This window comes from Burkholderia sp. BCC1644 (genome assembly GCF_902833225.1).
Lineage (GTDB): Bacteria > Pseudomonadota > Gammaproteobacteria > Burkholderiales > Burkholderiaceae > Burkholderia.
In genome coordinates this window covers 109,965-129,173 of sequence record NZ_CADFEI010000003.1, presented here as the reverse complement: position 1 = coordinate 129,173, position 19,209 = coordinate 109,965, and the positions used below count along the sequence as shown (strand labels likewise).

The window sequence follows — 19,209 nt, the reverse complement described above, 5'->3', positions numbered from 1 at the left end:
AGGTATTTCAGGATTCCCGGACGCACTGTGCGAAGCCGCATATCTGGGAGCAAACCCAAGGCGACAGCGTCGTCCCGGTTGAGATCGCCGCTGACCAAAAGGGCACCGTCGTCCGCGAACGAAATTAGTCCGCGGTCGAATAGCTTGTCCAGATTCGGACTCAGCAGCAGACCGTTGTTCACATCGAGCCTTTCCCGATTGTTCAAACAGCTTCGCCAAGGGACAATGTGCGACGCGACCAACGCAGTGTCGGGCCCGCAGCCTAGGACACTGCAAGTTCCCCACCGAGACAAAAGCTGCTTTCTAAATTGCCCTTGCCCAACTCGCGCTAACATGAGGCGCTCTTTCTCTGTGCCATTGACGTGCGGACCGATAATTTCCTCGGCGGCGTCGTCTGGCATGTAGTCCGTGAATGCAAACTGATTGGACGAGCGTGGTGTCTCGACGGCATGGGGGTGACGCGATCGCGTGCCAGAAAAACCCTTGTACACAAGTGAGCAACCAGAATGTGACGGACGATGCTCGAAGTGAGCTTCATTACGCCCATTATGGCTCCCCTTCATGAGCACGACGGGCCCGTGACACTCTGGGCATCGGATTGCCGTTTCTTTGCGATGCGCATGCGCAGCCGATACGGACCAGACCTCCCATTGCTTGCCTGTCCATATCTCACAGCGCTTCTTGTCGTCGATCGCATCGCCTCTGTCGTTCATCCGTGTTCATCCTCATTAGGCACTCGCACAACTTCAAGTGTTGGTCTTTGCCTCGGTTGTATGTTGTTGTAACGGCCGCCGCCGGATAAACTTTACGACCGTTAATGCTTTTTTCATGGGATCCTATTTTCCCAGCATAACGACGGTTTCGTGGCAATATCTCTAAGAATATCATTTCGGCACGGAATATCGCTATGCACTTGTTCATCGACACAAACGCATACCTCAGCTTCTACCAACACACGAGGGATGACGTTCCTGCTCTGGAAAAGCTCTTTCAAGAAATCACGAAGGGGTCCATCGTTCTGCACATTCCACGTCAGGTTCGCGACGAATTTACACGCAACCGCGATGCGAGACTCGCTGCGGCTGCGAAGGATTTCAAGAGCGTGTCGTTCAAGACTGACATTCCTCGACACATGCTGGGACTGTCGAAGGCCGAGTCTTACCAAAAGGCAATCCTTGAAGCGAGAAAGGCACGGGACACATTGATTGCGGAGGCGAACTTGAAGGCGCGCACGCATCAACTAGATGTCGACGTGTATATCAAGTCGCTCTTCGAGGCTGGAGAAGAGTATGAACACGATGACACGGTTTTTTCCGCCGGAAGGTTCCGGGCCGAGCGTGGAAATCCGCCTGGGAAGCCAGGTAGCAACGGTGATCAATACAATTGGGAAATGCTCCTTGCACGCGTACCACAGACGGACCTATACGTCGTAACAAGGGATGGCGACTTCATTTCGGCTCTAGACGGACAGGATGAAGGCGGAATGACATATCCCAACGCGTTTCTTCGTGAAGAATGGCAGACAAAGAAGCCGGGCTGCAACTTATATGTCTTCGAGACGTTGAAAGCATTGTTGTCGCACTATGATAAGGCGATCGCTGTCAACGCCGCACCCCAGCCAGTGGTTAAGTTCGAACTAGATCTCAGGAAACCGGAACACGCCCCAGACGGTGATTTCGAGCTTGATCTCAGGAAGATCGATCTGCCGCAGGAGGGGCTTCCTGCACTAGACGCGCGGCATTTTTTCGAGCCAGTGGAGCAACCGACAGCCGCAGAACCCATGCCGGTAGAGCCTGAAGCACCAGTAGCCGAGCCGCAAGATCGTGCCGAGATCGAAGACGACGGACTCACGCCGGGAGACCGCGCCTTGAAGCATGAGGCAATGAAGCGGTTGATTGAATCGGAGAGCTTCGCCATAACCCACGCGGCAATCGCCGAATTGAAACGTTTCGTGCATAACTTCACGACGTTTGAGGCAAATGTCCTATGTGAGGTCGCACAAGACAATACGCAGATCGCTTGGATTTTTGACGATAACGATGTAACGGATTTCTACTCAGCGCTCGTATCGCACCACTTCAGTGATTTGAACCCGTCTACTTTAGACAATATGATCGAAATGCTCGGCTTGACGCCGGATACGGAGGAAGACGCGTATATCCCGGACTAAACAGGGCACGCATGGATGAATTGCATGGGCAAAGCACAGAGTCGTGGTCGCCGCATTGCGATCAACTGCTTGAACTGGCTCCCTGGCGTGTTGTATGCGTAGGCGAGACGTATCGTTCGATGCGGTCAGCACGCGTTTCCCACTCAACTCACCATGACAACCTTAGGGCCGAACGGATGTAGAAGTCTGGCGCAGGAGCGTTTGATCTGCAGTGTCTTTGGCGAACATGTCCGCTTCTCACACGAAAGCCGTCGTTTGATCGATACATCGCGAACTACCGCTTAGGGTCGAGAACCGTCAATCCGCAACAGCGTGAGCATAGGTCTTGGCGTAGATACTCCGAGTTGACACTGAAACATGACAGCCACGCTCACCGCCATTCGAAATGAACCCAATCGCGATCGTGCTGCACGGCCCGACCAGTGCCGGCAAGAGCAGCCTGGCGAGGGCCCTCCAGGACAGCTCGGACGTACCCATGTTTCACATTTCACTGGACGCGTTTGTCGAAATGTCGCGCAGGCGTGACATGCGGTCGGACGACGAACTCAACGACGCGATCAGACTTCATCATCTGAACCTGCAGTCGACGCTCCGCTGCGTTGCGGGCAGTCATTTCGACATCGTCGTCGATCTCGTCCTTCGTGATACTCCGGCACTGGACGCGTGCATTGCCGCACTGTCACCTCGCCACACAGTCGTCGTTGGCGTTTCGTGTCCGTTGGCCATACTTGAGCAGCGCGAACGTGCGAGGCCGGATCGGCGCGAGGGAATGGCCAGATCCCAATTCGGACATCCAGCCTATTCACGGTCGTACTCGATGCGCATCGACACATCGACATGCAGCCCGGACGAGGGCGCTCGCCGTATCCGCGCCCACATCGACGAACGAGGCGCGTGATTGCGCGTGAAGTGCCTCACGGATGCGCTCAGGCAACGCAGCAACCATTCCTGAAAACCCGATGAATGTGTCAGGGCACCTTTCCGGCTGAAGGCTCCGGATAAGGAGAAGGCGCCGCACCCAGCGTCGACCGCACGGCACCGATGTGTCCGGCCGACAATCCCGCGTGTTCCGCCAAACCGTGCACCGCCGTCAACGCAACCCGTACATAAAGAAACGCCCGCCTTTCTCGATCGGGCAGCACCTGCGGTCCGTAACTGAGCGTGACCGCGCCGTCATTAATCTCGCCGGCCTGCGCGAAGCGCCACGCGCGCGGATCACTGTCGAGCAGGAATTCGGCGCGCGCATACGCGTGCGGCTCGAACAGCTCGGGGATCGCCACCGCCCGCCCGTCGAGTTTGTCGAGCAACGCTTCGACGACATTGAAACCATACCCGTCGCGCACGATGTCACAGATGAAACTGCCCGCGATGCGCGGATTCAGTTCGATGACGTGCGGCACGCCGTCGTGCACGATGCAGTCGAGGTGCACGGGCCCCCACGTGAGCCCGGCCGCCGCGGTCGCGCGCGTGCCGACCTCGATCAGCGCGCGCAGCGTGTCGGCATCGAGATCGAGTTCGGACGTATAGCCGCGTTCGAGAAAACCGGCGCCATGCCGCTTCAGCTTGCGCAGCGCGCCGACATAGCGGCCGTCGAAATACTCGACGCAGTATTCGCTGCCGCTCAGGAATTCCTCGATGACGATCCGTTCGGTCGCGAGCGCCTGCGCATCGGTTTGCGCGGCGGCAAGCGCATCGAGTTGCACTCGCACGCCGGCGATGTCCTCGCAGCGCCGCACGCCGTCGCTCGCCGATCCTTCCGACGGCTTGACGACAACCGGAAAACGCAGCGGGGCGGCCGCGGCCACGAGCGCCGCCGGCGCGGCCAGCGTGCCCGTGACGAACTGCGCGGCCGGGATGCCGTGCGCGGCGAGCAACGCCTTCTGGTTCGATTTCGACACGGCGTGCGAGACGTGCCGCGCATCGGGGCCGGGCAGGCCGAGCGCGTCGGCGACCCACGCGGCGGTGCGCGCGTAGGTGTCGTGCGCGGTCGTCACGCGCAGCGTGTCGAGTTCGTCCGGAAATCGCGTGCGCAGCCAGCCGGCGAGCTGGCCGGCGTCGGGCTCGAGGTTCACCGTCTCGACCGCATCGGGAAATACGCCGTCGAGACGATGGCCGGGCGCGGTGATGACGGTCACGGCCAACTGGCGTGTCAATGCGGCGCGCACCAGCGCGACGCTGCTGCCGGTGGCGCGCGCGCCGATCACGATGAGTCGCTTCATGTCGGATCCTTGATCGGGAACGGAGGAGGGGGCTAGCGCGCGCGCCGGCGCAGGCGTTGCGCTTCGAGGCGCGGCAGCAGGTGCTGGATGACGCGCGGCAGCGTATAGATCGGCAACTGCGCGCACGTGAACACGAGCGCCATGGTCGGCGTCGCGGCCAGCCCGAGCGCGGCCCACATCAGGCCGACGTTGCGATTGGCGACGATCAGCGCCACATTGAGCCGCGTGCGGACGTCGCCGGGCGTCAGCCCGTAAGCGAGGATCTGGAAGCCGGCATTCACGGCGAACGCGAGTGCGATCGCGGTCAATGCACGATGCGGCGCGTCGATGATCGATTGCTGCATGCCGGCCATCGTGCCGAGCGCGAACACCAGCAGCGCGACGACGACGATCGCGTCGATCGGCGTCGCATAGCGGTCGAGCCGCGAACCGGCAAACCGCCGCACGAGCAGCGCGACACCTTCGGCGCTGCCGATCAGCAGTGCCAGCCGCAACGCGAGACTCAACGGCGAGATCGACACGGCGGCATCGTGGCTGAACCACGCCGTCAGCAGCGGCGCGGTGAGCGGCACGAACACCATCGACGCGAGCGTCGCGACGAGCGCGACACTCGCGTCGAGCGACAGCATTCGTGCAATCGTCGACGTGCCGCTCGACGGCGGCGCGCAGTACGCGATCACCAGTGCGACGACCCAGTCGTACGGCATGCCGGCGAGGCGCGCGGCGATGCCGAGCGCGACCGGGCACGCGATCATCGTCACGGCGGGCAGCAGCAACGACACGGCCGGCCGGCGCGCGACCGCGCGCACGGCGCTGGGTTCGACGCGCAGCAGCGTGCCGAGCACGAACAGGAACACGGTGACGGGCATCAGCGGCCGCGCGAGGTCCGCGAGTGGCGGCACCAGCAGCCCGAGGACGACGCCGCCCGCGAGCACGGTCGGCCCGCGCCGCACGGTCGCGGCGATCAGTGCGCGCACGGGCGAACCTCGGGCCGGCGGCGAACGGAGGTGAAGCCGGAACAGACGGCGGATGGCATGCGGATTCCTGGGAAGAGGCGGCCGGCATCGAATACCCGCTAGGCTAATCCGGATGATGAGCGAAGTAAAATGATATAAACTGAATCGGTAACAAGAGAAAGTGATATGAACATTCCTCTGCTCGAAACCTTTCGCGCCGTCGTGCAGGAAGGCAGCGCGTTGCGCGCGGCCGATCGGCTCGGCTGCACGCAATCGAACGTCACCGCGCGGCTGCGCCAGCTCGAGGAGTCGCTCGACGCGCCGCTGTTCGACCGGCACGGCAAGCGGCTGGTGCTGAACGATGCGGGGCGCCGGCTGATTCCGTATTGCGACCGCATCCTGCGCCTCGTCGACGAAGCGACGCAGGTGGTGCGCGAGACGCCGGTTGCGCGCAGCTTCCGGCTCGGTTCGATGGAAAGCACGGCGGCCACGCGGCTGCCGGCGCTGGCCGCCGCGTTGAAGGAGCGCGAGCCGGCGCTCGGTCTCGCCGTGCAGATCGGCAGCGAGCCGGACCTGGCCGACGCGCTGCTGCGCGGCCGGATCGATGCCGCGCTCACCGCGCGCGCGGTCGTCCGGCCCGGGTTGCGTTACGAGCCCGCGTTCGCCGAGGACATGGTGCTGGTCAGCGCGGCCACGGTCACGCGCCGGCAACTGCTGGCCGACAACACGGTGCGGCTGCTCGCGTTTCACGACGGCTGCCCGTACCGCGCGGTCGCGGAGCACTGGCTGAAGGCACGCGGCGTCGCGATCGAATCGGTGTCGTCGTTCGGCACGTTCGGCGCGATCCTCGGCTGCGTGGCGGCCGGAATGGGCGTCGCGATCCTGCCGAAACGGATCACGACCGAGCACGTTGCGCGCAAGGAACTGCGCGCGCATGCATTCGACGATCTCGACAGCGTGACGACCTACCTCGTCACACCCGACGAAGCGCCCGCGCTGCCCGAACTCGATGCGTTGCGCGCCGTGCTCGGCCGGCAGGCGGGCGCGCTGCTCGCGCGCTAGGCCGGCGCGACCGCGCGTTCGTCCGCGAAGAAATCGGCCTCGATCTCGCGGATGCGCCGGCAATCCTCGAGCAGCCGCTCGAACGTCGGGCTGTAGAGGCCGACGGTGCCGAGCGCCGTCTGCAGGTCGGTGGTCACGCGCAGCGTATCGCCCACCTTGATCCATTGCTTGAGGCCGACGAACGACGGCAGCGCCTGGATCGCCTGCCACGTGAAGTCCTGCCGCAGCACGCCGTTACGCGACGACAGCAGCAGCACGTGCCCGCAGTAGCCGCGGAAATCCGTCGGCGCGGCGGTTTCGCCGAACAGGCGCTCCGGATGCAGCACGGCTTCGACGGCGGCCGACACGTGATTCTCGCCGCTGACCGCGCTCGTCAGCCGCGGGTCGAGACTGCCGTGAAGCCGCGCGTTCAGCTCGACGATCGTCGGGCCGTCGGCCGTATCGAACAGCTCGAGATGCGTCGGCCCGAAGCGCACGTCGAGCGCGTCGAGCACGTCGGCCGCGTAGTCGAGCAGCGGCGTGTAGCGCGGATCCGCGTGATTGAGCACCAGCATCTTGTCGAGCCGCGGCGCGTGCGTGCGGTCGCGATGCACTTCCCACAGGCTGACCACGCGATGGCGGCCCTCGAACGACACCGAGTCGACGATGTATTCCTGTCCCTCGGAATAGCTCTGGATCACGATGTCGTCGTTCGGCTGGTTGTACAGCGAACGGGTGGCCAGCACGTCGCGCGCGGCGTCCTCGACCTGCGCGAGCGTCCGGCAGATCTTCACGCCGGCGACCCCTGCGCTGCGCGCCGGCTTCACGACGAGCGGCAGGGTGCCCTGTGCTCGTGCCCATTCGAGCGCTTCGTCGACCGACGTGCTGTGGAAGTGCACCGGTGCGCGCAGGCCGGCCTGGCGGATGCGTTCGTTCATCGCGAACTTGTCGCGCCGCGCGGCCGAGGTCGCGAGCGGGTTGCGACAAGGCACGTCGAGCCGCTCGGCCAGCGTGTCGGCCAGCTCGAGCGCCGCGTCGAGGCCGTGCAGCACCGCGCCGATCCGCAGGTCGCCCAATTGCGCGAGCGTCGCGTCGATGTCGCCGCGATGCTGGACCTGGCGGATGTAGTCGGATGGCACGAACTGGTTCCGGTAGATTTCCGGCAGATCGGGATCGCTGATCACGTGTACGCACCGGATGCCGTACGCACGAAACGCGGGCGCCAGGTAGGCGGCTGTCGACGCGCCGTCGACGATCAGGACGGTATCGATGAAGCGATGCTGCATGGATTCCTCGCTCGGCTGGGGGATCGGTTGAAGGGTGTCGGCCGGAAGCGGCTCAGGGCCGCACGCCGGTGTCGGGTGCGTCGCCGGGCCAGCGCACGGCCACCACGATGCAGACGGCGACGAGCACGGCCGCGACGGCGAACGCGTGCGCCGCGCCGGCCACGATCGCCGCGCCCTGGCCCGCGACCAGCGCGCCGAGTGCTGCGACGCCGATCGCGGCGCCCACCTGGCGCGCGGTATTGAGGATCGCGGACGCGGTGCCCGAGCGGCCGGCCTCGACGCTGCCGAGCATCGTCGACGTCAGCGCGGGAATCGCGATGCCGCCGCCGATCGCCATCGCCGCAAGCCCCGGCGCCAGCAGGACGTATGGCGTGTGCGCGGCGAGCGTGTGCCATAACCACGCGTAGCCCGCGAGCGACACGGCGAGGCCGATGATGACGGTCGCGCGGAACCCGTACCTGACGGCGAGTCGTGCACTCGCGATGTTGGCGAGCATGATGATCGTGAGCGGCGCGAGCGCCAGCCCCGATTCGGTCGCCGTGAAGCCGCGCGCGTTCTGGAAATAGAGGCTGAGCGAGAAGATCAGCCCGTAGAACGCGGCGTTCGTGACCGCGCCGATCGCCAGCACGCCCGGCACACGCGCGATCCGGAAGAACGCCAGCTGCAGCATCGGCGCGGCCACGCGCCGTTCGATCGCGACGAACAACGCGCCGAGCACGGCCGATGCGATCAGCGCGCCGGCGGCATACGGATCGCCGACGCCCTGTGCGCCGGCCCGGATGATCCCGCCGGTCAGGAGCCCGAGTGCCAGCACCGCGACGATCTGGCCGGCCGGATCGAACAGCCGCGTGCGCGCGGCGGCCGAATCCTGCACGTGGCGCAGCGTGAGCCACAGCCCGATTGCGCAGATCGGCAGGTTGATGAAAAAGATCGCGCGCCAGCCGAGCGAATCGATCAGCAGGCCGCCGAGCGTCGGCCCGGCCGCGCTGATTGCGCCGCCGGTCGCGCTCCACCACGCGACGGCTTTCACGCGCGCGGCGGAGTCGTTCGCACACGCATGCGTGATGAGCGCGAGAGAGGTGGGCAGGATCATCGCGGCGCCGACGCCCTGTGCGACCCGCGCGGCGATCAGCGCGACGAGCGAAGGCGCGAGTGCGCAGCCGAGCGACGCAAGCAGGAACAGTGCGAGACCGTACGCGAACAGCCGGCGGCTGCCGAAGCGGTCGGCCAGCGTGCCGGACGTCAGCAGCAGCGCGGCGAACGACAGCGTGTACGCATCGACGATCCATTGCAGCCCGTGAACGCTCGATCCGAAGGAATGGCCGAGGCTCGGAATCGCGACGTTGACGACGGTTACGTCGAGCTGGACGATCGCGAAGCCGAGGCTCGCCGCCGCGACGGTCGGGAAGATCGCCCGCAGCGACGTACGGGGTGCCGGCGCGGCGGCGGCCAGTGCGCTGTCGAGCGCCGGAGCACGGTCGCTCATTGCGGCTCCCGGGCAGGTTGGCTGGCGGGGCGGCACACCGGCAACGGCGCGTCGTATCCGGCGTCGTCGAAGAAGCAGCAGCGCGGCAGGCGGCATCGATTCATCTGGCGGGTTTCCGTGTGGCGGATGAAGGGAGGCGGCTGCGCGTCGGGCGCCGGCCGCATCGTCGGATCCGACAGAAAACTAGCATCGACTCGCTAGCGAATACAAATAATAACCAGCGATTTTTTAACAAGTATTCGTGTTAAAGGCCGGCGTGATCGATGCGGCCTGCCGCGGCTGCGTTGCTGAACTTATATCGATAATTTTTGTTTGCAATCGAATTAATATCATTTCGCAATGCAATGACGGTCTCCTAGTCTTGTCGAGCGCTTCGCACCGAGGACGGCTGAGCGCGGCGGTGGTGCCCTACCGCTCTTCGACCCAGAATCTTTATACGAGAGACCTATGACCTATCTCGCAGATGAACGCATCGCCCTGACGGCAGTGGAGTCCGCTCATATCCGCAAGACGCTCGGCGCGCTGGCCTACGACCCGGCCGGCGGCGCCGGTTACATCAGTGCGGTGCGCAAGCTCGCGTACAACGCGTTTCCCGACCGCATCGTCGACGCGTTCGACCGCGCCAAGGCGCCGACCGCGGACGCACACGGTTCGATCGAGATCGACAACCTGCCGATCGACGACGACGTGAAGGGCAGCCCGCGGTTCGAGGAAACCGGCCGCTCGTTCAAGGCCGGCGTGCTGAGCGAGAACGTGCTGGTCGCGCTGAGCACGCTGGCCGGCGAACCGTATTCGATCGCGCACGAAGGCCGCGAACTCGTGAACAACCTGACGCCGCACAAGACGACCGCGCGCGAGTACACGGGCCTCGGCTCCGAGGTCGAACTCGATTTCCATATCGAGAACGCCGCGCAGGCGCACATGCCGGAAGGCGATACGTCGCCGTTCGCGTTGCTGCTGCTCGGCGTGCGCAGCGAAGCCGGCGGCGGTCCGTACACACGGCTCGCCGATGCGCGCCGTGCGCTGGCGCTGCTGTCGCCGGACGACATCGCGCAGCTGTACGGCGAGCACTACATCATCCGCGTGCCGTACCGGTGGCGCGGCGCCGCGCCGACGCCGCGCGACAACACCGACCTGAGCGCCGTGCTGTCGGGGCCGCTCGACGCGCCGCGCGTGACGGTCGCGTTCTATCCGGACATGGTGCTGGCCGTCAACACGCGCGCCCAGGAGGCGCTGGCCAACCTGTACCGCGCGGTGCGGGAAGTGTCGTTCGGCGTCCAGGTGTCGCCGGGCAAGCTGGTGCTGATCAACAACCATTTCACGCTGCATTCGCGCGACCGCTTCGATCCGCAATACGACGAGAACGATCGCGCGTTCCGCTGGGTGCAGCGCGTATTCGTCGCGCGCAGCCTGTGGAATTTCCGCTCGTTCACGCCGCTGCAGGCGCGCGTGTTCGATCCGAAGGCGCTGTACGCGGGCGAGTCGCCGCAGGCGAGGCAGCCATCGCGCGTCGCGCAACCGGCGCCGCAGCGCACGGCCGCGGCCGAACTCGAGGCGACGCCCGCGTGAGAGACCGGGCGGGGCGGCGATGCGCAACACATCGCCCGCCCCACTCGCGGTTACCCGACGCATCATCGAATAACAAAGGATTGCACAAGACATGAGAAGAACGACTTTTCCCGTTGCACGCGTCGCTCGCGTGCTGGCTGCAATTGTGATCAGCGGCAGCGTCGCCGCGCAGGCCGCGACGTTCGACCTGAGCCCCGAGCAGCCGGGCCGGCAGCGCGGCGCCGTGAACCCGGCGGTGGAACAGGCGGTGCCGGGCGGCTTCAAGTTCGCCGAAGCGAACACGCTGACGATCGGCATCGCACCGAACCTGCCGCCGCTCAGCACGTATGCGACGGATGCGCGGACCGTCGTCGGCTTCGATCCCGATCTCGCGCAGCTGATCGCAGACAGCGTCGGCCGCAAGCTGAAGATCGTACCGCTCGCGTGGGCCGACTGGCCGCTCGCGCTGCAGTCGGGCAAGGTCGATGCGGTGATCTCGAACGTGACGGTCACCGAGCAGCGCAAGGAGAAGTTCGACTTCTCGACCTACCGGAAGGATCAGGTCGGCTTCTACGTGAAGAACGGCAGCAAGCTTGCCGCGATCCGCGAGCCGAAGGATGTCGCCGGGCTGCGCGTCGTGACCGATTCGGGCACGAACCAGGAAAAGATCCTGCTCGAATGGAACCGGCAGAACGTCGCACGCGGTCTCGCGCCGGTCGAGATCCAGTATTACCCGGATGCGGCGGAGCGCTGGGTCGCGCTGCAGTCGGGCCGCGTCGACACGATCTTCAGCGTGAATTCGATGCTCGCGTACCAGGCGTCGCTGCGCGGCGATGCGAAGCTGATCGGCACCGTGAGCGGCGGCTGGCCGCGCACCGCGGACATCGCGATCACGACGCGCAAGGGCAGCGGCCTCGCCGAGCCGCTGACGCTCGCGATCAATGCGCTGATCGCGAACGGCAGCTACCGGAAGGTGCTCGGACGCTGGAGCCTCGATGCCGAAGCGATCGACCAGTCGCAGACCAATCCGCCGGGGCTGCCGCGCACCTGAGCGCCGCGTGCGGCGCCGCTCACGTGATCGGCCACTGCAGGATCACGATTCCGTCGTTGTAGTCGCGGTCGGCGCCGTCTTCCGCACCGAGCCAGCCGAGCCAGACCGTATCGCCTGCGGACAGCGGCGCGAGCCGCGCATCGGTCGCGGATGGCCTGCCGTTGGCCGACGCGTCGATCCGGATCTTGCCGCCCCGCGAGTTCAGCGTGAACTGCCTGACGCCGTCGTTGCCGTTGCCGGCGAACGACGCGGCCGGTTCCGGCGCGTCGTCGATGAACAGCTTCAGGTCCTGCCGGTCGGCGGCGTTCGCGTAGAAGGTCGCCTTGAAATCGGTGTTCGGCGGCAGCGTGAAGTTGCCGTTGCGGTCGGACGACGGCTTGAAACCGGGCTGCTTCTTGTCCGGCTGGCTGCCCGCGATCTCGATCGTCGTTTCCCAGCGAAAGTAACCCGACACGGCGCCGTCGCGGTCGAGCACCGCGAAATCGGCCGTGCAGGTGGTGGTGCCGGCGGCGAGCACCTCGCTGCGCCAGAAATGGTCTTTCATCGGCCGGCACGACGGTTGAAGCAGGTCGTCGCCATCGGGCACCGGCGTGGCCGCATCGCGGATTTCCGCTTCGATCGGCGCGACGATGCCGGCGTCTTTCAATCCGAACCGGACGAACAGCACGCTCACCTCGGCGCGCAGCGCCAGCGCGGTTTCGCGCAGATGAAGCTGGTCGCCCGGCGACAGGCCGGCAAACAGCCGGTTGTCGTTGTGGCCGACCTGCCCGGCATCGCCGGGGCTCAGCACATAGATGTGCCGGCCGTCGATCACGGTCGGCGCGTCGGCGTTCCGGCTTGCATCGGGGTAGGTCGACAGCAGCGTGACGGCGTCGACGACTGCGAGCACATCGCAACGAAGACCAGACATGAGCATCTCCTCCGCAACAAGGGAGCGGTACGGGCGGCCGTCGCACGGCCGCCCGCCGGCCGCAATCAGTTATGGATCGAGATGAACGGATCCCACGAGAAGCAGCCCTGGCTCTGGCAGTTGCGATCGATGATCTGGAACTGGAAGTGGTAGGTCACGCGGCCGACCTTCAGGCATTCCGACGACCAGTAGTAGTTCGCGACCTTCTGGCACGTCGGCACTTCCGGCTTGCTGGTGTTCGGCACCGGGATCGACGCTTCCGCGACCCGCGGCGTGGGCGTCGAGATCAGGTCGTTGCCGACGTTGCCGATGAACTTGTAGAACACCACCTGGTTCTCGAAGCCCAGCGACAGGCTCGTTTCACGCCAGCGGATCAGGTCGCCGACCTGCGCCTTCAGATCGAGCTCGCCGCCCGCCTGCCCGGAGATGACGTTGTCCTGGTTGGTCACCATATAAACATAGCGCCAGTCGATCAGCGTCGGCGCGGCCGGGTTCTTGCTGGGATTCGGATATTTTTTGAGAATGGTTTCGGTATCGAACGAAACGAGCACATCGGTAACGCGTGACATGGAAGCTCCCGTTTGAAGTAATGGGACTTATCGTTGCGCGAATTGCTTCGTGCGGCCGCCATCGCCTTGTGCTGCAAGGACTTTCGTCGAATCAGGCAGGTGCTGAGGCGACGGCGAATGCAGATTATCCCGTTTGATTAATTGTGGAAGCTGTAAATGTAAACAGGTCGTTAATATTATTCCTGGCGGTAATTTTAAAATCGGAATCAATCGATTCGATCCGCTACTTAAATACAGCGACATTGAATCTGTTAATCGATTGGCCGATTATCTGCGGGGAGGATGAAAGGCGGGGGCGCCGCTTACCGGTACGTCCACATCCGGTGCAGCACGAACGTCGTCGGCGGGATCAGCAGCGCGATCGCGACGATGCTCATCCCGCGCGACAGGTCGAGCGCTTCGGCACCGCGCGCGAGCAGCATGGTCTCGACGAAGCCGGCCAGCGTGACCGCGAGAAAGCGCATCACATTGCGCGCGCGCACCGTCGACGAGAAGCTCCACAGCGTATTCGCGAGATACGAGAACGCCGTGGCGCACAGGAAGGCGACCGCGTTCGCGGTCACCAGCGTTGCATCGAACAGCGCGAACATGGCCGTGGCGACCAGCGTGTGGATCGCGGTCGAGCAGAGTCCGGACACGCCGAAGCGCACGAGCCGCGTGCGTTCGGCGTAAAGCAGGTCGATCATGGCGGCTCGCGTGCGTCAGCGGGTGCCGATCCGTGCGCGGGTCGGCTGCGCGCGGCGGCGGGCGGCCAGGCGGCGCGCGTCACGCGCAACCGGGAGCTCGATCACCTTGCCGTGCGCCTGGTAGCGGCGGCGGATCAGGTAGACGGGCCGTTGCTTCGACTCGTCGTAGATGCGCCCGACGTATTCGCCGACGACACCGATCCCGATCAGCTCGATGCCGCCGATGAACAGCGTGACCGAGATCAGCGACGCGTAGCCGAGCACCGGATTGCCGAACAGCAGCGTGCGGAAGATGATGAAGCTGCCGTACAGGAACGCGAGCGCGGCGATGCCGACGCCGATGTAGGTCCAGCTGCGCAGCGGCACGGTGCTGAAGCTGGTGATGCCTTCCAGCGCGAAATTCCACAGCTTCCAGCCCGAGAACTTCGAGTGCCCGGCGCTGCGCGGGTCGCGCTGGTATTCGACGATCACGGTCTTGTAGCCGACCCACGCGAACAGCCCCTTCATGAAGCGGTGCCGCTCGGGCAGGCTGCGCAGCGCATTCACGACCTTGCGGTCCATCAGCCGGAAATCGCCGACGTTCTCCGGCAGCTTCACGTCCGACAGCATGTTGTGTACGCGGTAGTAGATCGCGGCGGCGGTACGCTTCGCGAACGAATCGCACGCGCGGTTGCTGCGTTTCGCGGCGACGACTTCCGCGCCGTCGCGCCAGTGTTCGATCATCACGGGGATCAGGCTGGGCGGGTCCTGCAGGTCGGCGTCGAGCGGAATCACCGCGTCGCCGCTGGCTTCGTCGAGGCCGGCCGTCAACGCCGCTTCCTTGCCGAAGTTGCGGGTGAGGTCGATCACGCGCACGCGCCGCTCGGTGGCGCTGATCCGCACCAGGCGCTCGAGCGTGTCGTCGCGGCTGCCGTCGTTCACGCAGACGATCTCGAAGCGGATCGCGTCGATGGCCGTCAGCAACGGAATGACGACGTCGAAGAAGCGCTCGACGGCCTCGCCTTCGTTATAGAACGGCACGACCAGCGAAACGAGCGGTGTATAGAGTGGTTCCCGCATGATGACTCCCTTGTAATGTCGCGTCACCGGTCGGCGTCGATGGTCGGGCGGCTGGTGCGGCGCATTCCGTACGCCGGGCGGTGGTGCGGCCGGAGCGGATGAGCAAACCCGGTCTCGGTCGATTGGTCGCGCGCGTCGGGCATCGACGGCACGTCGTGTCTTTCCCGTGCGATCCGGCCGACGAGCAGCGCGAGCGACGCCAGCGTGACGAGCGGCATGAACTGGAACGGCAGGTGCGGCATGACCGCGAGGCCGGCGAGCGGCATCAGCCACAGCAGCATCAGCCATTCGCGATCGAAGCGGCGCCAGCCGTGGGTCCACGCATAGCGGGCGTACCACGCGATCACGAGCCCGTACCAGGTCAGGTCGTAGTCGTACAGGTAAGGGCTGACGAGCAGGCATGCGCATACGAGGGTCGCGGCGCGCAGTGCGTAGGAACATGCGCCGCGCCATGCGTAGACGACGGCGATCGCGGCGGTCGTGGCCGACAGGAGTTGCAGGCCGCGCGCGACGAGCACGGGCCAGCCGGCCATCGTCGCGAGCGCGAACACGGACGGCATGCGCGAGAGCTTGGCTTGACCGGTGCCGACGACCGCGTAGACGTTGCCGATCACATGCGCGAACGTGACCCACGGGCCGACGCCGAACGCGAGCGTCGCAAGCGCGGCGCTGCCGGCGATCGTCGCGGCCCACGCGGCCAGTGCGCGCCACTGGCCCGCGCACAGCAGCGCGAGCGGGAACAGCACCGCGAGCTGCGGCTTCATCGTCAGCAAGCCGAAGCAGATGCCGGCGACGACGGGGCGGCGGTTCAGCGCGAGCAGGCCGACGCCGGCGAGCATCGCGGTGAAGAGGCTGGTCTGGCCGACGATCAAGGTAAGGAATGCGCCGGGGAACGCGAGCGCGCACAGCCAGGCGGCATCGCGCTGCACGGTCGCGCGGATCGTCGCGGCGAACAGCGCGTAGGTGACGGCGAGCCACAAAACGAGCGCCAGCGTGTACGGCAGCCAGCCGAGCGGCAGCACGAGCAGCAGCATCGTCGGCGGATAGAGCCACGGCAGCGCGCCGTCCGTGAGCGTCATCGTCGGAACGGCCAGCTTCTGGACCGCGAACAGCGTGGGGAAATGCCACGCGTCGGCGCCGTGACCGTGCGCGGCGAGCCACGCGGCGCTCCAGATCGGCGAGAAGTCCTGTGACAGTGGTTCAAGCGCGCCGTTGTGCGACAGGAGCACGCGGGTCACGTAGATCACGATGAACAGCAGTTCGGTCAGCAGCGCGGCAGCCGCATAGAGGCGCACGCGGTCGCGATTGAGCCAGTGCGGGTAGCGGCGCGGGCCGGCGATCGGGAGTTCCGGATGCACGTCGACGGACGAATGCATGTGGCGGGCGAACGAAGGCGTCTTCATCGTGCGCTCCCGGATGCAAGCGCCGTGCGGCGCACGACGACGAACAGCACCGCGAGCAGCACGATCGGCCCGACCTGCGGCAGCTTCATCAGCCGGTTCAGCATCTCGAAGATCGGCAGCAGCCACGCGAGCACGAGGATGCCCTGGTCGCCCGGCAGCCAGCCTTCGTCGAGTCCGTGCGCGATCAGGCAGAAGACCGCGATGCCGAGCCACGTCAGTTCGTAGTTCCACAGATACGGTGTCGTCAGCAGCGTGGCGACCGCCAGCACCGCACCGCGCAGGCGCATGTCGCGCGTACGGCGCCACACGCTGACGGCCGCGGCGATCGCGAGCAGCGCGACGGCTGCCTGCGCGGCGAGCGCGGCGGCCACCGGTGCGCCTGCGAGCCGCAACGCGGCGAACGGCGTCGGCGATGCGAGCCAGTACGACGCGAGCATGAAATGCTGCTCGCGCACCGTCGACATGGCATGAGACAACCCGTGCAGCGCGGCCGGGCCGGCCAGTGCGACGCCCGCCGCCGCGAACAGCGTCGCGCTGATCGCCGCCGCCGCGAACGTGCGCCACGCACGCGTCGCGATCAGCACGAACGGGAACACCACGGCCAGTTGCGGCTTGATCGCGAGCAACCCGATCAGCACGCCGGCCACGACGGGGCGCTTGCCGAGCAGGTGCAGTGCAAGCGCGGCGAGGCCGGCCGTCAGGATGCTGTTCTGTCCGAACAGCGCGGACATGCACACGGCCGAGTACGCGACCACGACGAGCGCCGCGGCGCGCGGCACGGGAAGATGCGCGCGCAATCCCGACAACCGCGAGACGGCGAACGCATAGCATAAAAGACTGCCCGCGAAAAAGAGGAAGTAAGCGGGCAGGAAAGGCACGAGGGCAACCGGGGCGATGAACAGCAGCATCGTCGGCGGATAGAGCCAGGGGAGCGGCCGGTTTTGCAGATACGCACCGAAGTGCGCGAACTCGGCCCGCACGAATGACGAAGGGTCGTAGGCCGATGCGGCATGGCCTTGCAACACGAGATGGGATGCAGTCCAGAAGACCGAGAAGTCGGTGCCCGGACGGGCGGTGGTGTTCGATGTGAAGCCGTCGGTCACGACGCCCCACACGACCACCAATGCGACGAAGAGCAGCAGCATGATGCAGCTGTACGGAATGATCCGGTCCGCTGTCAGCCATTGAGCGCAGCGTATGGCGCGATCGCGCGTTTCACGATTGGCTGTGTACATGATGCCCCGTTTGTCGTAGTGGCTGCGTGGTCTGTCGCAGCCGTTTGATGTTGTCGTGCCTGCGGATCGAATCGCGTTGAAACGGCGTTGTCCGGTGAATTCATTGTTGAAGAAAAAATCGCGTGATGCAAACCACGCACTGAAAGCCGGTATTGAGATTGTCGAGTGACGGGCTTGAAAACCGCGTTTTCAGGTATGAGAAATCCGTGCGGTCGGGTTTCGTGTTTCTGGCTTGAAACATTCCGCGATTTTCGCCGGCGTTGCATCCCGCCGAACGCACGGCGCGGGACCGGCGTGCCGCGTCCGGGAAAGTCCCGACGAAATTTTTTCCGCCCTTTGTGCAGCGCGGCGGCGGGCATTCCGACCGGCCGCGCCGGCCGCCGCGGGCCGTTCAGATTTGAAACATTTCGGGCATCGCACCGTTGGCCGGGGAAGGGGGGAATCGCCGGAACCCTTGATACGCCGTGATTTCACTCGGGATGGCCTGCTCTTTGCGTAAGCGTTGGCACGGCAGTCGACGATGTGACGACCGGGCGGTTCCGAAAACAGACACATGGAACCGGCTGCGGAGTCAGCGGAAAAAATGACCGGAGCGCGTCGGGGAACACGCAGCGCCAGGCCGATGAACCGCGATATCAGTCGTCGATCGACCAACCAGACCCGGAATCTTCAGGGCAATAAGAAATCGGCATGGCAGCACATGGGGAATAAAAATGAAAGACCACAGCACATCGCGGATCGCAAGCCGCGTTAAAGACACATTGCGGATTTGCCGGGAGTTCATTTCCCGTTCAATTGAATTCCATGCGTCGAACGGCCGTCGTGCCGTTCCGGTCCGTCGACAAGCCCGGTTCATCCGGCTGGTCGCACCGTACACGCCTCTCTCGCGCTCCGCTTCACTGATTCCCGTTCGCACGGACACGGGTGTGCATCCCCGTTCCCGCAGCTGAGCGTCGCGTTCCGATTTTTCGTGTAGTGCCGGTGGTGCCCACCCCCGACGTCTTGACCGACGAAGGGTATTTCATAGCAGTCCGAAAGGAGAATGCTCATGTCAAGAATCATCGAAAAGATCGCCTGGTTCGCTCAGGATCAGGACGGCGTGACGGCCATTGAATACGGCCTGATCGCCGCGCTGATCGCGATCGGCATCGTCGTTGCGTTGACGACGATCGGTACGGATCTGAAGACCGTGTTCAGCACGATCGCCGCGGATCTGGACTCGGCGGTAGCAGGCATCTGATGGACGGTACGACGAACGGCTCGTCCGAATCGTTCGTCGGCACCACACGGCATCAACAACCTGCCTGGACGTATCGATGCACGGTCATCCGACCAGCCGGTACGCGAGGGTTTTGAAAGTCACCACGAAAGGAGATTCATCATGTCCAAGTTCATTCAACAAGCCGGCCGTTTCATTCGCGACGAAGACGGCGTGACCGCCATCGAATACGGCCTGATCGCCGCACTGATCGCAGTCGGCATCATCCTCGCGCTGTCGACCATCGGGAAGGACCTGAAGACCGTGTTCAGCACGATCGCGGCCGACCTCGATTCCGCGGTCGCCGGTATCTGATGGACCGTGCCGCGGAC

At 65.0% G+C, this 19,209-nt stretch carries 17 protein-coding genes; 7 read left to right on the top strand and 10 right to left on the bottom strand.

The features are described from left to right. Positions 1 to 907 precede the first annotated feature (907 nt). Together HWX87_RS07080 and HWX87_RS07075 are read left to right on the top strand one after the other, a co-directional pair. Entirely contained in the window at positions 908 to 2,170 is a 1,263-nt protein-coding gene (locus HWX87_RS07080) for a PIN domain-containing protein (RefSeq protein WP_176046459.1), read from the top strand. A 385-nt stretch (positions 2,171 to 2,555) separates the two neighbouring features. Further along, positions 2,556 to 3,068 (top strand): AAA family ATPase, encoded by a 513-nt coding sequence (locus HWX87_RS07075; protein ID WP_176046458.1) that lies wholly within the window; start codon positions 2,556 to 2,558, stop codon positions 3,066 to 3,068. Between the two features lie 70 nt (positions 3,069 to 3,138). On the opposite strand, the gene HWX87_RS07070 is transcribed toward HWX87_RS07075, so the two are convergent. Then, a complete protein-coding gene (locus HWX87_RS07070) occupies positions 3,139 to 4,389 on the bottom strand; it encodes an ATP-grasp domain-containing protein (RefSeq protein WP_176046457.1) in 1,251 nt (416 codons plus the stop codon). A gap of 32 nt (positions 4,390 to 4,421) precedes the next feature. Then, positions 4,422 to 5,366 carry a hypothetical protein gene (locus HWX87_RS07065; RefSeq protein WP_176046456.1) on the bottom strand — a complete coding sequence of 315 codons (945 nt, stop codon included), beginning with the start codon at positions 5,364 to 5,366 and terminating at the stop codon, positions 4,422 to 4,424. Between the two features lie 165 nt (positions 5,367 to 5,531). Here HWX87_RS07065 and HWX87_RS07060 point away from each other — a divergent pair, with 165 nt between their 5' ends. Continuing rightward, complete coding sequence (locus HWX87_RS07060; RefSeq protein ID WP_176046455.1) at positions 5,532 to 6,407, top strand: LysR substrate-binding domain-containing protein; 876 nt, start codon at positions 5,532 to 5,534, stop codon at positions 6,405 to 6,407. Here HWX87_RS07060 and HWX87_RS07055 read toward each other — a convergent pair. Beyond that, entirely contained in the window at positions 6,404 to 7,672 is a 1,269-nt protein-coding gene (locus HWX87_RS07055) for an ATP-grasp domain-containing protein (protein WP_176046454.1), read from the bottom strand. The genes HWX87_RS07060 and HWX87_RS07055 overlap by 4 nt on opposite strands. A gap of 52 nt (positions 7,673 to 7,724) precedes the next feature. After that, positions 7,725 to 9,158, bottom strand: a complete 1,434-nt coding sequence (locus HWX87_RS07050; RefSeq protein WP_176046453.1) for an MFS transporter — start codon at positions 9,156 to 9,158, stop codon at positions 7,725 to 7,727. Between the two features lie 447 nt (positions 9,159 to 9,605). Here HWX87_RS07050 and HWX87_RS07045 point away from each other — a divergent pair, with 447 nt between their 5' ends. Together HWX87_RS07045 and HWX87_RS07040 are read left to right on the top strand one after the other, a co-directional pair. Then, complete coding sequence (locus tag HWX87_RS07045) at positions 9,606 to 10,727, top strand: TauD/TfdA family dioxygenase (protein WP_176046452.1); 1,122 nt, start codon at positions 9,606 to 9,608, stop codon at positions 10,725 to 10,727. A 91-nt stretch (positions 10,728 to 10,818) separates the two neighbouring features. Further along, entirely contained in the window at positions 10,819 to 11,757 is a 939-nt protein-coding gene (locus HWX87_RS07040) for an ABC transporter substrate-binding protein (protein WP_176046451.1), read from the top strand. 19 nt (positions 11,758 to 11,776) lie between these two features. Here the strand turns inward: HWX87_RS07040 and HWX87_RS37930 are convergent, their stop codons facing one another. From HWX87_RS37930 to HWX87_RS07010, 6 genes are all read right to left on the bottom strand, one after another. Further along, entirely contained in the window at positions 11,777 to 12,667 is an 891-nt protein-coding gene (locus HWX87_RS37930; RefSeq protein ID WP_244137618.1) for an AidA/PixA family protein, read from the bottom strand. 65 nt (positions 12,668 to 12,732) lie between these two features. Further along, positions 12,733 to 13,236 (bottom strand): inclusion body family protein, encoded by a 504-nt coding sequence (locus tag HWX87_RS07030; RefSeq protein ID WP_006483191.1) that lies wholly within the window; start codon positions 13,234 to 13,236, stop codon positions 12,733 to 12,735. Between the two features lie 302 nt (positions 13,237 to 13,538). Further along, on the bottom strand, positions 13,539 to 13,922 hold the full coding sequence (locus HWX87_RS07025) for a GtrA family protein (protein ID WP_176046450.1): 384 nt from the start codon (positions 13,920 to 13,922) through the stop codon (positions 13,539 to 13,541). 15 nt (positions 13,923 to 13,937) lie between these two features. Next, on the bottom strand, positions 13,938 to 14,981 hold the full coding sequence (locus tag HWX87_RS07020; RefSeq protein WP_176046449.1) for a glycosyltransferase family 2 protein: 1,044 nt from the start codon (positions 14,979 to 14,981) through the stop codon (positions 13,938 to 13,940). Positions 14,982 to 15,004: 23 nt separating this feature from the next. Continuing rightward, on the bottom strand, positions 15,005 to 16,384 hold the full coding sequence (locus tag HWX87_RS07015) for a glycosyltransferase family 87 protein (RefSeq protein WP_176046448.1): 1,380 nt from the start codon (positions 16,382 to 16,384) through the stop codon (positions 15,005 to 15,007). After that, positions 16,381 to 17,619, bottom strand: coding sequence for a glycosyltransferase family 87 protein (locus HWX87_RS07010; RefSeq protein WP_176046447.1), 1,239 nt, complete (start codon positions 17,617 to 17,619; stop codon positions 16,381 to 16,383). The genes HWX87_RS07015 and HWX87_RS07010 overlap by 4 nt, the downstream gene beginning before the upstream one ends. A gap of 1,048 nt (positions 17,620 to 18,667) precedes the next feature. Here HWX87_RS07010 and HWX87_RS07005 point away from each other — a divergent pair. Then, positions 18,668 to 18,859, top strand: coding sequence for a Flp family type IVb pilin (locus HWX87_RS07005; RefSeq protein WP_176046446.1), 192 nt, complete (start codon positions 18,668 to 18,670; stop codon positions 18,857 to 18,859). Positions 18,860 to 19,000: 141 nt separating this feature from the next. Next, on the top strand, positions 19,001 to 19,192 hold the full coding sequence (locus tag HWX87_RS07000; RefSeq protein WP_059577621.1) for a Flp family type IVb pilin: 192 nt from the start codon (positions 19,001 to 19,003) through the stop codon (positions 19,190 to 19,192). Positions 19,193 to 19,209 lie beyond the last annotated feature (17 nt).

Excerpts from the sequence above, each read along its gene's own strand:
- HWX87_RS07080 (WP_176046459.1), top strand. The coding sequence starts at position 908 with ATGCACTTGTTCATCGACACAAACGCATACCTCAGCTTCTACCAACAC.
- HWX87_RS07075 (WP_176046458.1), top strand. The coding sequence starts at position 2,556 with ATGAACCCAATCGCGATCGTGCTGCACGGCCCGACCAGTGCCGGCAAG.
- HWX87_RS07070 (WP_176046457.1), bottom strand. The coding sequence starts at position 4,389 with ATGAAGCGACTCATCGTGATCGGCGCGCGCGCCACCGGCAGCAGCGTC.
- HWX87_RS07060 (WP_176046455.1), top strand. The coding sequence starts at position 5,532 with ATGAACATTCCTCTGCTCGAAACCTTTCGCGCCGTCGTGCAGGAAGGC.
- HWX87_RS07055 (WP_176046454.1), bottom strand. The coding sequence starts at position 7,672 with ATGCAGCATCGCTTCATCGATACCGTCCTGATCGTCGACGGCGCGTCG.
- HWX87_RS07050 (WP_176046453.1), bottom strand. The coding sequence starts at position 9,158 with ATGAGCGACCGTGCTCCGGCGCTCGACAGCGCACTGGCCGCCGCCGCG.
- HWX87_RS07045 (WP_176046452.1), top strand. The coding sequence starts at position 9,606 with ATGACCTATCTCGCAGATGAACGCATCGCCCTGACGGCAGTGGAGTCC.
- HWX87_RS07040 (WP_176046451.1), top strand. The coding sequence starts at position 10,819 with ATGAGAAGAACGACTTTTCCCGTTGCACGCGTCGCTCGCGTGCTGGCT.
- HWX87_RS37930 (WP_244137618.1), bottom strand. The coding sequence starts at position 12,667 with ATGTCTGGTCTTCGTTGCGATGTGCTCGCAGTCGTCGACGCCGTCACG.
- HWX87_RS07030 (WP_006483191.1), bottom strand. The coding sequence starts at position 13,236 with ATGTCACGCGTTACCGATGTGCTCGTTTCGTTCGATACCGAAACCATT.
- HWX87_RS07025 (WP_176046450.1), bottom strand. The coding sequence starts at position 13,922 with ATGATCGACCTGCTTTACGCCGAACGCACGCGGCTCGTGCGCTTCGGC.
- HWX87_RS07020 (WP_176046449.1), bottom strand. The coding sequence starts at position 14,981 with ATGCGGGAACCACTCTATACACCGCTCGTTTCGCTGGTCGTGCCGTTC.
- HWX87_RS07015 (WP_176046448.1), bottom strand. The coding sequence starts at position 16,384 with ATGAAGACGCCTTCGTTCGCCCGCCACATGCATTCGTCCGTCGACGTG.
- HWX87_RS07010 (WP_176046447.1), bottom strand. The coding sequence starts at position 17,619 with ATGTACACAGCCAATCGTGAAACGCGCGATCGCGCCATACGCTGCGCT.
- HWX87_RS07005 (WP_176046446.1), top strand. The coding sequence starts at position 18,668 with ATGTCAAGAATCATCGAAAAGATCGCCTGGTTCGCTCAGGATCAGGAC.
- HWX87_RS07000 (WP_059577621.1), top strand. The coding sequence starts at position 19,001 with ATGTCCAAGTTCATTCAACAAGCCGGCCGTTTCATTCGCGACGAAGAC.